At 71.0% G+C, this 15288-nt stretch carries 14 protein-coding genes; 8 read left to right on the top strand and 6 right to left on the bottom strand.

Annotation, left to right across the window (positions count from 1 at the left end):
- Window positions 1–19 precede the first annotated feature (19 nt).
- The 3 genes from pruA to AB4Y76_RS05215 are packed head-to-tail and all read right to left on the bottom strand — an operon-like array spanning window position 20 to window position 3469.
- Window positions 20–1648: an L-glutamate gamma-semialdehyde dehydrogenase gene (gene pruA, locus AB4Y76_RS05225; RefSeq protein ID WP_441922835.1), complete on the bottom strand. Its 1629-nt coding sequence runs from the start codon at window positions 1646–1648 to the stop codon at window positions 20–22.
- Window positions 1649–1697: 49 nt separating this feature from the next.
- Window positions 1698–2045: a DUF6912 family protein gene (locus tag AB4Y76_RS05220; protein WP_441922833.1), complete on the bottom strand. Its 348-nt coding sequence runs from the start codon at window positions 2043–2045 to the stop codon at window positions 1698–1700.
- Complete coding sequence (locus AB4Y76_RS05215; protein WP_441922831.1) at window positions 2042–3469, bottom strand: WS/DGAT/MGAT family O-acyltransferase; 1428 nt, start codon at window positions 3467–3469, stop codon at window positions 2042–2044. The genes AB4Y76_RS05220 and AB4Y76_RS05215 overlap by 4 nt, the downstream gene beginning before the upstream one ends.
- Before the next feature lie 128 nt (window positions 3470–3597).
- Here AB4Y76_RS05215 and AB4Y76_RS05210 point away from each other — a divergent pair, with 128 nt between their 5' ends.
- The 5 genes from AB4Y76_RS05210 to AB4Y76_RS05190 all read left to right on the top strand — a co-directional run bounded on the left by AB4Y76_RS05210 (window position 3598) and on the right by AB4Y76_RS05190 (window position 8925).
- Entirely contained in the window at window positions 3598–4023 is a 426-nt protein-coding gene (locus tag AB4Y76_RS05210; protein WP_441922829.1) for a hypothetical protein, read from the top strand.
- A complete protein-coding gene (locus AB4Y76_RS05205; RefSeq protein ID WP_441922828.1) occupies window positions 4024–5400 on the top strand; it encodes a hypothetical protein in 1377 nt (458 codons plus the stop codon).
- A 98-nt stretch (window positions 5401–5498) separates the two neighbouring features.
- On the top strand, window positions 5499–6764 hold the full coding sequence (gene arcA, locus AB4Y76_RS05200; RefSeq protein WP_441922826.1) for an arginine deiminase: 1266 nt from the start codon (window positions 5499–5501) through the stop codon (window positions 6762–6764).
- A 12-nt stretch (window positions 6765–6776) separates the two neighbouring features.
- Window positions 6777–8246 carry a basic amino acid/polyamine antiporter gene (locus tag AB4Y76_RS05195; protein WP_441922824.1) on the top strand — a complete coding sequence of 490 codons (1470 nt, stop codon included), beginning with the start codon at window positions 6777–6779 and terminating at the stop codon, window positions 8244–8246.
- 145 nt (window positions 8247–8391) lie between these two features.
- Window positions 8392–8925 (top strand): Rv3235 family protein, encoded by a 534-nt coding sequence (locus tag AB4Y76_RS05190; protein WP_441922822.1) that lies wholly within the window; start codon window positions 8392–8394, stop codon window positions 8923–8925.
- Window positions 8926–8989: 64 nt separating this feature from the next.
- On the opposite strand, the gene secA is transcribed toward AB4Y76_RS05190, so the two are convergent.
- Complete coding sequence (gene secA / locus AB4Y76_RS05185) at window positions 8990–11863, bottom strand: preprotein translocase subunit SecA (RefSeq protein ID WP_441922820.1); 2874 nt, start codon at window positions 11861–11863, stop codon at window positions 8990–8992.
- 167 nt (window positions 11864–12030) lie between these two features.
- Between secA and AB4Y76_RS05180 the strand changes: the two genes are divergently transcribed.
- The 3 genes from AB4Y76_RS05180 to AB4Y76_RS05170 are packed head-to-tail and all read left to right on the top strand — an operon-like array spanning window position 12031 to window position 13650.
- Window positions 12031–12636 (top strand): TetR/AcrR family transcriptional regulator, encoded by a 606-nt coding sequence (locus AB4Y76_RS05180; protein WP_441922818.1) that lies wholly within the window; start codon window positions 12031–12033, stop codon window positions 12634–12636.
- Window position 12637: 1 nt separating this feature from the next.
- Window positions 12638–13516 (top strand): glycosyltransferase, encoded by an 879-nt coding sequence (locus tag AB4Y76_RS05175; protein ID WP_441922816.1) that lies wholly within the window; start codon window positions 12638–12640, stop codon window positions 13514–13516.
- On the top strand, window positions 13513–13650 hold the full coding sequence (locus AB4Y76_RS05170) for a hypothetical protein (RefSeq protein ID WP_441922814.1): 138 nt from the start codon (window positions 13513–13515) through the stop codon (window positions 13648–13650). Before AB4Y76_RS05175 ends, AB4Y76_RS05170 begins: the two co-directional genes overlap by 4 nt.
- Here AB4Y76_RS05170 and AB4Y76_RS05165 read toward each other — a convergent pair.
- Window positions 13647–14033, bottom strand: coding sequence for a PLD nuclease N-terminal domain-containing protein (locus AB4Y76_RS05165; protein ID WP_441922812.1), 387 nt, complete (start codon window positions 14031–14033; stop codon window positions 13647–13649). The two genes, AB4Y76_RS05170 and AB4Y76_RS05165, sit on opposite strands and share 4 nt — an antisense overlap.
- Window positions 14034–14058: 25 nt before the next feature.
- Window positions 14059–15267, bottom strand: coding sequence for a winged helix-turn-helix domain-containing protein (locus AB4Y76_RS05160; protein WP_441922810.1), 1209 nt, complete (start codon window positions 15265–15267; stop codon window positions 14059–14061).
- Window positions 15268–15288: the final 21 nt, after the last annotated feature.

Below are 15288 nucleotides of genomic sequence, written 5' to 3'. Positions count from 1 at the left end.
GGAACCAGTCTGCCCTGCCTCAGTCCATGTGGGGATAGCCCACCGAGGTGGGTGGGACGAACGTCTCCTTGATCGAGCGCGGCGAGGTCCAGCGGCGCAGGTTGTCCGCCGAGCCCGCCTTGTCGTTCGTGCCGGACGCCCGGGCCCCGCCGAACGGCTGCTGCCCGACGACCGCACCGGTCGGCTTGTCGTTGACGTAGAAGTTGCCGGCCGCGAACCGCAGGCGCTCGCTGGCCCAGTCGATCGCCTGCCGGTCCTGCGACAGGATCGCCCCGGTGAGCGCGTACGGCGCGAAGGACTCGAGCTGGTCGGCGACCTTCTCGAACCGGGCGTCGTCGTACACGTGCACGGCGAGGATCGGCCCGAAGTACTCGGTCGAGAACATCTGGTCGGTCGGGTCGGTCGAGGTCACGATCGTCGGCCGGACGAAGTAGCCGACCGAGTCGTCGGTCTGACCGCCGGCGACGACCTGGAGCCTGGGCGAGCGCTTGGCCCGCGCGATCGCGGCCTTGTGCTTGGCGAAGGCACGGTCGTCGATCACCGCGCCCATGAAGTTCGACAGGTCCCGCACGTCGCCCATCGCCAGGCCCTCGGTCTCGGCGACCAGCGGGTCGCGCAGCTTCTTCCACAGGCTCTTCGGGACGTAGGCGCGCGAGGCCGCCGAGCACTTCTGGCCCTGGTACTCGAACGCGCCGCGCACCAGCGCGACCCGGAGCACGTCGACGTCGGCCGACGGGTGCGCCAGCACGAAGTCCTTGCCGCCGGTCTCGCCGACGATCCGCGGGTAGGACCGGTACGACGTCAGGTTCTCCCCCACCGTCCGCCACAGGTGCTGGAACGTCGGGGTCGAGCCGGTGAAGTGGATGCCGGCAAGGTCGGGGTGGTTGAGCAGCACCTTCGAGACGTCGATGCCGTCGCCGGGGAGCAGGTTGATCACGCCCGGCGGCATCCCGGCCTCCTCGAGCAGCTGCATCGTCAGGTGTGCGGCGAACTGCTGGGTCGGCGACGGCTTCCAGATCACGGTGTTGCCCATCAGCGCCGGGGCCGTCGGCAGGTTGCCGGCGATCGCGGTGAAGTTGAACGGGGTGATCGCGTAGACGAAGCCCTCCAGCGGGCGGTGGTCGGTGCGGTTCCAGATGCCCTTGCTGTTGGCGATCGGCTGCTCGGCCAGGATCTGCCGGGCGTAGTGCACGTTGAACCGCCAGAAGTCGATCAGCTCGCAGGCGCTGTCGATCTCCGCCTGCCAGGCGGTCTTCGACTGGCCGAGCATGGTGGCCGCGTTGATCCGGGCCCGCCAGGGGCCGGCCAGCAGGTCCGCCGCCTTCAGCAGGATCGCGGCGCGCTCGTCGAACGGCAGCGCGCGCCAGCCGGGAGCGGCCTTCGCGGCGGCACGGACCGCGGCTTCGGCGTCCGCGGTGGTGGCGTGCTTCGAGACGCCGAGCACCGACGCGTGGTCGTGCGGCTGGACCACCGTGAACTCCGCCCCACCGCCCATCCGTCGCCTGCCGCCGATCGTGGCGGGGAGGTTGATGGTGCGCGCGGCGAGGCGCTTGAGCTCGGCCTCCAGGGCGTCCCGTTCGGGGCTGCCCGGGGCGTAGTCCAGGTTCGGCTCGTTGGTGGGAGCCGGGGTGTGGGTGATCGCGTCCATGGCTGCGATGTTGCCATGCGGTGCGGACCGGGAGAAACCGCCGGTCGCCCTAGACGACCAGGTCGGCGATCTCCTGCGTCGCGAACCAGCCGAGGTCCGGGAGGTCGTCGAAACCGCCGGCGAGGTCCACCGGCTCGGTGTCGACGTGCACCGCGACCACCTCGGTCATCGCGAAGGCGGCGTCCTCGTCGGCGACCTCCGCGACCAGCACGACCCGGCGGCCGCGGTCGCCGACCAGCAGCGCCGAGGCGTCGGCCGCCGCGGACAGCGCGTCGTACTCGGCCTCCTCGGACTCGTCCGCGGCGACCAGGCGCTCGGCCTGCGGGGGCACCCGACCGGCGTCGTGGTAGTCGGCGAGCAGCCCGACGGTGGCCGGCACGTAGACCCGGACGCTCACGGCTTCTTCCGTCCGCGCGGGGCCCGGGGCCGGGTGTCGCTGGAGCTGTCCACGAGCTCGTCGAGCGACTCCCGCAGGCACTGGCCGAGGACGTCGACGTCGGGCAGCACGTCGCGGTCCGCGGTGATGCCGTAGTACACCCCGCCGTCGTACGACGTCACGCCGATGGCCAGCGAGAAGCCCTTCATCAACGGCGGGACCGGGTAGGTCTCGACCATCTCCGCGCCCGCCATGTACATCGGGAACTGCGGGCCCGGCACGTTCGTGATTACCAGGTTCACCCCCTGCGCCTCGGCGGCGGCGACCCGCGAGCCGAGCGCGTGGAAGGTGGTCGGCGCGAACCCGGCGACGCCGGCGATCCGGTCCGCGGCGACGGCCCGCCCGGTCTCGCTGTGCGCCTTGAGCGCGTAGGAGACCTGGTGCAGCCGGATCACCGGCGAGGCCTCCCCGATCGGCAGGTCGACCCGGTGGCCGATCACCTGGGAGCCGAGCGAGGTGGGCTCCAGGTCCTCGTCGATGACGCTCATCGGCACCAGCGCCTTGATCCGGCGGCCACTGTTGACGGCCTCGGCGCGGGTCATCAGCCAGCCCCGGATCGCGCCGGTCACGGTCGCCAGGACGACGTCGTTGACGGTGCCGCCGTGCACCCGGCGGACCTTGCGGTAGTCCTTGAGCGCGGTCCGCACCAGCACCACCCGGCGCTGCTCGGACGGGTCGACGTTGAACGGGCTGTCCGGGGCGGTGCGGCGGTTGGAGAGCGCGCCGGCGATCGAGCCGACGCGGCCGAGCAGGGTGCCGACGCCCTCGGTGACGGTCCGGGCGGCGCCGCCGACGGTGCTCAGCGCCGTCCGCGGGTCGCGGGCGTTCTCGGCGAGCGCGTCGAGGACCAGGCTGGCCTGGGACGGTTCGGCCTCGGGCCGCCAGTCCTCGTGCACCAGGTGCCGCGGGCCGGGGTCGACGTCCAGGAGCACCTGGCCGAGGTCCACGGTGCCGATCCCGTCGACCAGGATCTGGTGGGACTTGGAGAGCACCGCGACCCGGCCGCCCTCGAGTCCCTCGACGAAGTAGACCTCCCAGAGCGGGCGGCTCGGGTCCAGCGGCCGGGACATGATCCGCGCGGTCAGCTCGCGCAGCTGCTCCAGCGTGCCCGGACGCGGCAGCGCGGAGCGGCGCACGTGGTAGCCGAGGTCGAAGTCCGGGTCGTCGACCCAGACCGGGTTGGCCAGCCGTCCGGGCACACCGCGGATCGCCTGCCGGTACCGCGGCACGAACGTGATCCGGTCCTCGATGTGCGCGATCAGGGCCTCGTAGCCGAAGCCGGACTCGCCCGGGTCGAAGATCTCCAGGGTCGCGTTGTGCATCGGCGTCCGCGAGGTGTCCGCGGCCAGCAGGGCCAGGTCGCTGCTCCGCAGCCGCTCGCTCATCAGTGTCCGCCTCCACAGTGCCGCCCGTGGTCCCGGATCCGGGACCCCTCAGGACCTTCTCAGCCCCTCATGGGATTCTGGCAGAGCACCCACAGGTGTGCCCGCTCGTCTTGACCGATGGAGGACACATGCACGCACGTCCGGTCCGCCTGCTCACCGTTCTCGGTGCCGCGGCCGCTCTCTCGCTCTCGCTGACCGCTTGCGGCAGCGACTCGAACGACGGCCCGCGCACCCAGCCGGACACCGAGCTGAGCGCCACCCCGCAGGCGCAGGCGCCGAGCCCGGCCGCCGACGCGAAGGTGATCCCGGTCAAGGTCCAGGGCGAGACGGTGACGCCGTCCGGCGTGAAGGTCGAGGTGAAGCCCGGCCAGCCGGTCGTCTTCCAGATCGACGCGGACACCGCCGGCGAGCTGCACGTGCACAGCTCCCCCGCGCAGGCGATCCAGTACCCGGCCGGCACCTCCCAGGCCCAGATCACGATCAGCAAGCCCGGCGTGGTCGAGGCGGAGATCGAGCAGCTCGGCACGCTGGTCGTGCAGCTCGAGGTCAAGTAGGTGGCGCTGTCACCGGTGGCCCCGCTGATCGCGGGGCCGCTGGTCCCGATGCACGGCCTCGGCGGCGCGAAGGACCTGCCGGTCCCGGCGCCGCTGGCGATCGCCGGCGGCACCGCGGCGCTGGTGATCTCGTTCTGCGTGCTGATCCTGGCCTGGCGCTCCCCGCGCTACGAGCCGGAGGCGATGCGTGCCGGCGGCCGGCCGGTCCCGGCGGGCCTGGCCGGGCTGCTCGACAGCCCCGGCTACCGGTGGACCCTGCGCGGCCTCGGGCTCGCGTTCGCGGCGTACCTGACCTGGGCGCTGCTGTCCGGGCCCGACCTCGTCACCAACCCGGTGTTCGGCACCTTCTACGTGCTGCTCTGGGTCGGCATCGTCCCGGCCTCGCTGCTGTTCGGCCGGTTCTACTACGCGATCAACCCGGTCCGGACCCTGAACGCGCTGATCGCCAAGGCGACCGGCGGTGACCCCGCCAAGGGCATGTACACCTACCCGGCGCGCCTCGGGTACTGGCCGGCCGCGGCCGGGCTGTTCGCGTTCGTCTGGCAGGAGCTGGTCAACCCGCAGTCGGCGTACATCGGGCCGGTGCGGTTGTGGCTGGCGATCTACCTGGCGGTGATGCTGGTCGGCGCCGCGATTTTCGGCGACACCTGGTTCGAACGTGCCGACCCGTTCGAGGTGTACTCCAGCCTGCTCGCCAAGCTGTCGTTCTGGGGCCGCACCAGCAAGGGCGTGCTGGTCTTCCGCAGCCCGCTGGCCAACCTCGCCACCACGCGCCCGCTGCCCGGCCTGGTCGCGGTGGTCGCCGTGCTCTTCGGCTCGACCGCCTTCGACTCCTACAAGGACACCCTGCGCTGGGTGAACTTCGTGGGCAGGCTCGACGTCGACGTGGTCGCGATCAACACGGTCGCGCTGCTCGTGTTCTGCGCGACCATCGGGATCACCTTCACGGTCGCGACCATGACCACCGGGGTGGATCCGGACTCACCGCACGCCCCGACCCGGCGCGCGCTCCCCGCCCTGTTCGCGCACTCGGTGATCCCGATCATCGTCGGCTACATGACCGCGCACTACCTGAGCTACTTCGTCGAGCAGGGCCAGACGACGGTGCTGCAGCTGAGCGACCCGATGGTCAACGGCTCGAACCTCCTCGGCACCGCGAACTGGTCGGTGAACTACTGGCTGTCGTTCCACCCGACCACACTGGCCTGCATCAAGGTCCTCGCCGTCGTCGGCGGGCACATCGTCGGCGTCGTCGCCGCGCACGACAAGGCGCTCACCATCCTGCCGAAGCGGCACCAGGTGACCGGCCAGCTCGGACTCCTGCTCGTGATGGTGCTCTACACGTCGACCGGCCTGTACCTGCTCTTCGGCGCGTAGCCCCGGGCGGTCACCCGTATCGGGGGGTGGCGGCCTGCAGCCTCATCTCGTACGTTGCCTGGGTCGGCTGATTCTTCCGTGCGCGAAAGGCGACCCCGATGTCTGCTGCCGGTGCCCGTCCGTCCGATTCCTACGGCGTCCACTCCGAGGTGGGCCGGCTGCGGAAGGTGCTGGTCTGCCGGCCCGGCCTGGCGCACCGCCGGCTCACGCCGACCAACGCCGACGACCTCCTGTTCGACGACGTCCTCTGGGTGGAGAACGCCCAGCGCGACCACGCCGACTTCGTCAACAAGCTGCGCAACCGCGGCGTCGAGGTCGTCGAGCTGCACGACCTGCTCGCCGAGACCCTCGCGGTGCCCGGCGCCAAGGACTGGGTCCTGGACCGCAAGATCGTGCCCAACCAGGTCGGGATCGGCCTGATCGACGGAACCCGGGCCTACCTGGAGTCGATCACCGAGGCCGAGCTCGCCGAGTACCTGATCGGCGGCCTGGCCACCTCCGACCTGCCCGAGGACTTCCGCTCGGACTACCTCGCCCTGGCTCGCGAGTCGACCGGCGCGCGCGAGTACCTGATGCCGCCGCTGCCGAACACGCTCTACACCCGGGACACCACCTGCTGGCTGTACGGCGGCCTCACCATGAACCCGCTCTACTGGCCGGCCCGTCACGACGAGACCCTGATCTACAAGGCGATCTACACCTTCCACCCGGACTTCGTCGGCTCGACGGTCTGGTGGGGCGACCCCGAGCTCGACTGGGGCCAGGCCAGCTTCGAGGGCGGCGACATCATGCCGGTCGGCAACGGCGTCGTGCTGATGGGGATGAGCGAGCGCACCTCCCGCCAGGCGATCACCCAGGTCGCGGCCGCACTCTTCGCCCAGGGCGCCGCCGAGCAGGTGGTGGTCGCCGGGATGCCGAAGCTGCGCGCGGCGATGCACCTCGACACCGTCTTCACCTTCGCCGACCGCGACATCGTCACGCTCTTCCCCACGATCATGGACGCGGTGCACCCGTTCACCCTGCGCCCGTCGGGTCCCGGCGACCAGGGCGGCGTGCACGTCACCGACGAGTCCGACCCGTTCGTCGACGTGGTCGCCCGGTCGCTGGGCCTGCCCGGCCTGCAGGTGATCGAGACCGGCGGCGACGCCTACCAGTCCGAGCGCCAGCAGTGGGACAGCGGCAACAACGCCGTCGCCGTCGAACCGGGCGTGGTCTTCACCTACGACCGGAACACGGTGACCAACACGCTGCTGCGCAAGGCGGGCGTCGAGGTGGTCACGATCGTCGGCGCCGAGCTCGGCCGTGGCCGCGGCGGCGGGCACTGCATGACCTGCCCGATCTCGCGGGACCCGATCGACTTCTAGCGAGGAGACGAGATGAGCGCGGAGAGCACCGCGGAGACCGAGGTCCCGACGACCGGCAAGGCCGTCGCGAAGCTGACGCTCCCGACGCTGACCGCGATGGTCGTCGGCGGCATGGTCGGCGCCGGGGTCTTCTCGCTGCCGGCCCGGTTCGGCGTCGCCACCGGCATCCTCGGATCGCTGATCGCGTGGGCGATCGCGGGGACCGGCATGCTGATGCTCGCGTTCGTCTTCCAGAACCTGGCGATCCGCAAGCCCGACCTCGACTCCGGTGTCTTCATCTACGCGAAGGCCGGCTTCGGCGACTACGCGGGCTTCAACTCCGCGATCGGGTTCTGGGCCAGCACCGTCGCCGGGAACACCTTCTACTGGGTGTTCATCGGCGCCACGCTGGGCACCTTCTTCGACGGCTTCGGCGACGGGGACACCGTGCTCGCGGCCACCCTCTCCACCGCCGGGGTCTGGCTCTTCCACTACCTGATCGCCAAGGGTGTCCGGGACGCGGCGGTGATCAACCGGATCGTGACGGTCTTCAAGATCATCCCGATCCTGGTCTTCATCGTCGTGCTGTTCGTGAACTTCGACGCCGGGGTGTTCGCCGACAACTGGACGGCGTACGGGTACGGCGACCTGGGCAACCTCAACGAGCAGGTCCGCAACACGATGCTGATCACGACGTTCGTGTTCATCGGTATCGAGGGCGCCAGCGTCTACTCGCGCTACGCGAAGAAGCGCTCGGACGTCGGCCGGGCCACGGTGCTGGGCTTCCTCAGCGTGCTCTCGCTCTTCTCCCTGGTGACGCTGTCGAGCTACTCGGTGGTGCCGCAGCCCGAGCTCGCCGCCACCCGGCAGCCGTCGATGATCGGCGTCTTCGAGTCCGTCGTGGGCGACTGGGGCGAGGTCTTCATCAGCGTGGCCGTGATCGTCTCCGTACTCGGCGCCTACCTGGCCTGGACGCTGATGGCCGCCGAGGTGATGTACGTGCCTGCCCGCAACGAGGACTTCCCGGAGTTCCTCGGCCAGGAGAACGGCAACGGCACCCCGATCACGGCGCTCGTGGTCACCTCGCTGGCGATCCAGGCGCTGCTGGCGGCCACGCTGGTGCTCACCGACGCGCTGAACTTCATGCTCGACCTCTCCACCAGCCTGGCTCTGATCCCGTACTTCCTGGCGGCGGCGTACGCGCTCAAGATCACGCTCACCGGAGAGGCGTACGGCGACGTCGCGCCGCGGGAGCGGACCAAGGAGGCGGTCTGCGCCGGGATCGCGACGGCGTACACGCTCTTCCTCTTCGACGCCGCGGGACTGAAATTCCTGCTGCTGGCGACCGTCCTGCTCGCCCCCGCGACGCTGCTCTACGTGAAGGCCCGCAGCGAGCACGGCCGGCGGATCTTCTCCCCCACCGAGATGGTGCTGTGCGCCGTGATCGTCGTCGGCGGGGTGGTCGGGGCGGTCGGGCTGTGGACCGGGCGGATCACGCTGTGACGCGGTCGCCGGGCCCCGCGACCCCCTGATTCGGGCCCTTTTGCGTCGGTTTCGCGTGCGATGCGGCCCGCTGGCGTGTCCTCACCAGTGAGGCGCTGTGCCCTTCCCGGGCTCGGCGCGTCACGGACACCTACTCGGAGGAACCATGAAACTCACCGCTCTCGCCGTCGTCCCCCCGTTCCCGCCACCGACACCACCGCGCGGTATCGCCTCGGTCGTCGCCCTGCCGATCGACCGCGGCGAGCACGTCGTCCCGATCGCCACGACCCAGGAGAAGCTCGCCTTCGAGGCCGACCCGTCCGGTTCCGGCGAGCGCCCGCGCCTCCGGCTGGTCACCGGCGACGAGACCGAGCTCGACCGGTTCGCGGCCCGGTTCGCCCAGGCCGTCGTCGAGGTGATCGGCGGCGACCGCGGCGTCCACCAGCTGATGCGGTGGACCACCGACGAGGTGTACGCCGACATGCTGCGCCGCTCCCAGGCGCTGCAGCGCACCACCCCGCCCCAGCAGCGGGTCCGCCGGCTCCGCGCCCAGGTCCGCAGCGTCCACCTGTCCCGCCCCCACCCCGAGGCCGCCGAGATCAGCATCCACGTCCGCCACGGCGCCCGCTCCCGCGCGATCGCCGCCCGGATCGAGCTCATCGAGGGCCGGTGGAGGTGCAGCGTCCTCCAGTTCGGCTGATCGCCGCCAGGACGCGGAACGGCCCGCCGGGAATCCCGGCGGGCCGTTCTCGTCGCTCCGGTGCTCAGCCTCCGGCGCGGGTCGTCATACCCGTCGCGTTCGGCGCCCCGTGGCACTGCTTGTACTTCTTGCCCGAGCCGCACGGGCACTGCTCGTTGCGGCCCACGTTCGCGAACGGGTCGTCGGCGTTCGTCACGGTCTCCCCGCGCACCTCGACGCCGCCGTCCTCGCTCGGACCCGCGTAGGTGAGGTGCGTGGGCGCCTTCGGGGCCTCCAGGCCCTTCGCGGTGAACGCGACCCGGTGCGCCTCGGCCTCGGCCTCGGCCGCCGCGATCGCGCCGGACCCGATCGGGCGGAAGATCGGCGGGTGCGAGTGGCCCTCGTGGCCCGGCTCGATCTCCATGCCCTCGGGGACCTCCACGTCGGCGTACTCCTCGGCGGGCTCCTCGACCTGGACCTCCAGGTTGAACAGGTAGCCGACGGTCTCCTCGCGGATCCCCTCCTTCATCGCGATGAACATGTCGAAGCCCTCGCGCTGGTACTCGACCAGCGGGTCGCGCTGGCTGTAGGCGCGCAGCCCGATGCCCTCGCGGAGGTAGTCCATCTCGTAGAGGTGCTCACGCCACTTGCGGTCGAGCACCGAGAGCAGCACGCGCCGCTCGAGCTCGCGCATGACGTCGCTGCCGATCTGCTCCTCGCGGGCGTCGTACGCCGCCTGGGCGTCGGCCTTGAGGTCGGCCAGCAGCTCGTCGCGGTCCAGACCCTCCTTGCCGCCGGCGTCCGCGACGACCTTGTCGAGGTTCAGCGAGACCGGGTAGAGCGTGCCGAGCGCCGTCCAGAGCGCCTCCAGGTCCCACTCCTCGCCGAAGCCCTCGGTCGCGGCCGTGACGTAGGTGGTGACGGCGTCGTCGATCATCGTGCGGATCTGCTCGTGCAGGTCCGCGCCCTCGAGGACCTCGCGGCGCTCGCCGTAGATGACCTCGCGCTGCCGGCTCATCACGTCGTCGTACTTGAGGACGTTCTTGCGGGACTCGAAGTTCTGGCCCTCGACCTGGCCCTGGGCGGACTGGATCGAGCGGGTCACCGACTTGTTCTCGATCGGGACGTCGTCGGGCACCTTGAGCGCGATCAGCACCCGCTCCACGAACGCCGCGTTGAAGAGCCGGAGCAGGTCGTCCTCGAGGGACAGGTAGAACCGGGACTCGCCCGGGTCGCCCTGGCGGCCGGAGCGCCCGCGGAGCTGGTTGTCGATGCGGCGGGACTCGTGGCGCTCGGTGCCGAGGACGTAGAGGCCGCCGAGCTCCTTGACCTCGTCGTGCTCGGCCTTGACCTGCGCGCTCACCTTCTCCAGGGTCGCGGCCCAGGCGGCCTCGTACTCGTCGGGGTTCTCGAGCGGGTCCAGGCCGCGGCTGCGGAGCTCCTGGTCGGCGAGGAACTCGGTGGAGCCGCCGAGCATGATGTCGGTACCGCGGCCGGCCATGTTGGTGGCGACGGTGACAGCGCCCTTGTGACCGGCGAGCGCGACGATCTTCGCCTCGCTCTCGTGCTCCTTGGCGTTCAGCACGGTGTGCGGGACGCCACGCTTCTTGAGCAGCGAGCCGAGCAGCTCGGACTTCTCGACCGAGGTGGTGCCGACGAGGATGGGCTGGCCCTTGCGGTGCTTCTCCTCGATGTCGTCGGCGACCGCGTTGAACTTGGCCTCCTCGGTCCGGTAGACGAGGTCGGGCTGGTCGATGCGGGCGAGCGGCTTGTTGGGCGGGATCGGGACCACGCCGAGCTTGTAGATCTTGTCGAACTCGCTGGCCTCGGTCATCGCCGTACCGGTCATGCCGGAGAGCTTGCTGTAGAGGCGGAAGTAGTTCTGCAGCGTGATGGTGGCGAGGGTCTGGTACTCCTCGCGAACCTGGACGCCCTCCTTGGCCTCGATCGCCTGGTGCAGGCCGTCGTTGTAGCGGCGCCCGGCGAGCAGCCGGCCGGTGTGCTCGTCGACGATGAGCACCTCGCCGTCGAGGACGACGTACTCCTTGTCCTTGCGGAACAGCTCCTTGGCCTTGATGGAGTTGTTCAGGAAGGAGATCAGCGGGGTGTTCGCCGACTCGTAGAGGTTCTCGATGCCGAGGTGGTCCTCGACCTTGGTGATGCCGGGCTCGAGGATCGAGACGGTGCGCTTCTTCTCGTCGACCTCGTAGTCGGTGTCCTTGACGAGGGTCAGCGAGATCTTGGAGAACTCGTCGTACCACTTCACCTCGTCCTGGGTCGGGCCCGAGATGATCAGCGGGGTCCGGGCCTCGTCGATGAGGATCGAGTCGACCTCGTCGACGATCGCGAAGTTGTGGCCGCGCTGGACGCAGTCCTCGAGCGCGTTCGCCATGTTGTCGCGCAGGTAGTCGAAGCCCAGCTCGGTGTTGGTCGCGTAGGTGATGTCGCAGAGGTAGGCCTCGCGCCGCTCGGCGGGGGTCATCTCCGGCAGCACCCGGCCGACGGTCAGGCCGAGGAAGTGGTGCACGCGGCCCATCCACTCGGCGTGGTACTTCGCGAGGTAGTCGTTGACGGTGACGACGTGGACGCCCTTGCCCTCGAGCGCGTTGAGGTACGACGGCAGCGTCGAGACCAGCGTCTTGCCCTCACCGGTCTTCATCTCGGCGATGTTGCCGAGGTGCAGCGCGGCGCCGCCCATCACCTGGACGTCGTAGTGCCGCTGACCGAGGACCCGCTTGGCGGCCTCGCGCACGGTCGCGAACGCCTCCGGCATGATGTCGTCGAGGGTCTCGCCGTCCGCGAGGCGCTTGCGGAACTCGTCCGTCATGCCCTGCAGCTCGGCGTCGGACATCGCCACGAAGTCCTCCTCGATGGAGTTGACCGCCTTGGCGATCGTCTCCAGCTGGCGAAGGATCTTCCCCTCGCCGATGCGAAGGATCTTGTCGAAGAGGGCAGGCACGTTTTCTCAGGGCTCCCGGTGGAAGTGGAAGTGGCATGTGATGCGGCTCCCAACTCTACCCAGCAGGTCGTGAACGGCGCCCGATCAGGCGGCAAACCGGGGCCGACCGGATATTGGCGTGCACGCCCATTGACATCAATGCCTCTTTCATCTCAACTGAAAGTGACATGAAAACGACCCGCACGTACACCCAGACCGCCCGAGCCGCCGCCGCCGAGGAGACCCGGCTGCGCATTCTCGGCGCCGCCTTCGAGCTGCAGACGGAGCGCCTCAGCTCGGAGATCTCCCTGGACGACGTGGCCGAGCGGGCCGGGGTGAGCGTGCAGACGCTGCTGCGCCGGTTCGGCAACCGGGCAGGGCTGATCGAGGCGAGCATCCGGTACGCCAACGAGGAGATCGTCGACGAGCGCCGCGCCCCGGTCGGCGACCGCGAGGCCGCGCTGCGGGTCCTGGTCGACCACTACGAGCGGCGCGGCGACTTCGCGCTCCTCATGCTCGCCCAGGAGAACAGCTACGACCACGTCCGGCAGATGAGCGACGCCGGCAAGGTCACCCACCGCCGCTGGGTCGCCGAGGTCTTCGCCCCCGACCTCGACCGGCTGCCGGCCGACGCCGCCGAGCAGGTCCTCGACCTGCTCGTCGTCGCCACCGACGTCTACACCTGGAAACTGCTCCGCCGCGACCGCGGGCTGTCCCGCCCGCAGACCGAGCGGCGCATGAACACCCTGGTGGCCGCGGTCCTCGCGACCGCCACCGACCCAAAGGACACCTGACATGGCCCGGATCCTGTTCGTCACCTGGGACGGGGGCGGCAACGTCCCGCCGCTGCTCGGCATCGCCGCGGAAGCCCGCCGGCGCGGCCACACCGTCCACGTCATCGGCCACGCCGGCCAGGCCGCGACCGTCGCGGACGCCGGCCTCGCCTTCACCGGCTACCCGACCGCGCGCGCGTTCACCTCCCAGCGCAACAACAGCCCGGTCGCACTCGCCGCCACCTGGGGCGGCGCCGACCTCGGCCAGGACGTCGTCGACGAGGCGCGGCGGATCGCGGCCGACCTGGTCGTCGTCGACTGCCTGCTCCCCGGGGCTATGCGGGCCCTCGGTCGCGCCGGTCTCCCGTACGTCGTCGTCGAGCACCTCTTCGACGGCTTCATGCCGTCGCTCCTCCGAGGCCCGATCGGCCTCCTGGTCCGGATGCGCGGCGTCGACTGGCGGGCCGGCCTGGACGGCGCCGCCGCACGGCTGGTCGCCTCGGTCCCGAGCCTCGACCCCGCTGCGTCCCGCCCGGCACCGGCGAACCTGACCTGGACCGGTCCGGTCCTCGACGCCGCCCCAGCCGCCCCGGCGGAGCCCACGGTGCTGGTCAGCCTGTCGACCTACGCCTACAGCGGGATCGCGGCCACGCTCCAGCGGGTGCTCGACGCCTGCGCCGACCTCCCGGCCCGGGTCGTCGTCACCACCGGCCCGGTGGTCGACCCGGCCGCGCTGCGGCTCCCCGGCAACGCCGAGGCGCACCGCTGGGTCCCGCACGCCGAGCTGATGCCGACGGCCTCCATGGTCGTCTGCCACGGCGGCCACTCGACGACGATGCTGGCGCTCGCGCCGGACGCCGGCTGGCGAAGAAGTCCTCGCCGGGCACCCTTCGCCCGGTGATCGAGGAGCTGCTCGGCGACGGCCCGCACCGGGACGCGGCCGCGCGGTTGGGCGCCGAGATCCGCGGACTGCGAGGGCGGGAGGCCGCGGCCGACCGGCTCGAGGAGCTGATCGGGAACGGCGCGATGGCCTAGGAAGTGGCGTCGGGGTCCTGCTCGGCCTCGCGGCGCCTCTTGTCCTCGGCGGCCTTCCGGCGCTGCTCCTCGGCCCGCTCGCGCACCCGGCGGAGGAACTCCTCGTCGGACTCCTCGGTCAGCCCGGCCGCCCGTCCCGGACGGTCGTACTCCGGGTAGGCGGGCGCGGCACGCTCGTAGCGGCTCCGCGACCCGGCGCCCTGCGGGCGACCGGCCACCAGCCAGGCGATCGAGCCGATCGGGGTGAAGATCAGGATCAGCAGCAGCCACGCGATCTTCGGCAGCCCGCGGACCTCGTCCTCGCGCGACTGGATCAGGTCGATCACGCAGAACACGTCGAGGGCGAGGAAGAGCAGCACCAGGCCACCTTCGAAACGGAGCATCGGGGCCTCTCTCGGCTCTCGGGGATCAGGACGAGTCGGCAGATCGTACGGCGGATCGGAGCACCACGCTCAGGTCTCCGCGAGATGCGACGTGAATTTCCTCCAGTCCGAGCCAGTCGGCCAGCAGCCGGAGCTCGGCGGCCAGCTCGGCGGCGGTCTCCGGCGGTGCGTGCTCCTCGGCGTACGCGGCCTTGACCTGGAGCACCCGCGCGCCCCGGTCGGCCTTGAGGTCGACCCGCGCCACGATTCGCTCCCCCAGCAGGAACGGCAGCACGTAGTAGCCGAACTCCCGCTGGTCGGCGGGCACGTAGATCTCGATGCGGTAGCGGAAGCCGAACAGGTGCTCGGCACGGGCCCGCTCCCAGACCAGCGGGTCGAACGGGCTGAGCAGCGCCCGCGCCCGGACCCGGCGCGGCACCCGCGCCCCGGCGTGCAGGTACGCCGGCCGCGCCGACCCCTCGACCCGGACCGGGACCAGCTCGCCGTCCTCGACCAGGGATGCCACCGCCGCCTGCGACTCGGCCGGCTTCATCCGGAAGTAGTCGCGCAGGTCCGGCTCGGTGCCGATGCCGTGCGAGGCCGCCGCCCGCCGGACCAGCTCGCGGTGCGCCTCGGCAGGCTCCGGGACCGGCCGGGCCAGCACCGCCGCCGGCAGCACGCGTTCGGGGAGGTCGTAGCGGACCTCGAACTGGCTGGTGCGCCCGGCGATGGCCAGGTCGCCCACGACGTAGAGGAAGTCGAGCGCCTTGCGGGTCGCCGACCAGTTCCAGCCCCAGTTCTCCTTGCTCCGCGGGAGGCCGTCGTCGAGCTCACGCGCCGTGCTCGCGCCGCGGTCGGCGATCTCGGCGAGCAGCGAGGCCTCCAGCTCGGGAGTGACCGCGTCGGTCCACCACTTGCCGCGCTGCGGCCGGTAGGACTCCATCCGGTGCTGCATGTGCGGCCAGAGCTCGACCGGCATGAACGCCTGGACGTGCGCCCAGTACTCCACCAGCCGGCGCCGCTCCCGACCCGTGGACGCCCGCCGCAGCAGGTCGGTGTCGTAGCCGCCCATCCGGCTGAACAGCGGCATGTAGTGGGCCCGCTGCAGCACGTTGACCGAGTCGACCTGGAGCACCCCGGTGCGCCGGAGCGTCCGGGCCAGCGTCGCCATCGTCGGGGTCGCGTGCGGGGTGTCCAGGAACCCCTGGGCCGCGAGCGCGATCCGGCGTGCCTGGGCGCGGCTCAGCTCCTGCATGGGCCGAGGCTAGCGGCGCGG

It is taken from the genome of Marmoricola sp. RAF53 (assembly GCF_052114005.1).
Classification (GTDB): domain Bacteria; phylum Actinomycetota; class Actinomycetes; order Propionibacteriales; family Nocardioidaceae; genus Marmoricola.
This window is presented reverse-complemented; position numbering and strand designations above follow the sequence as displayed.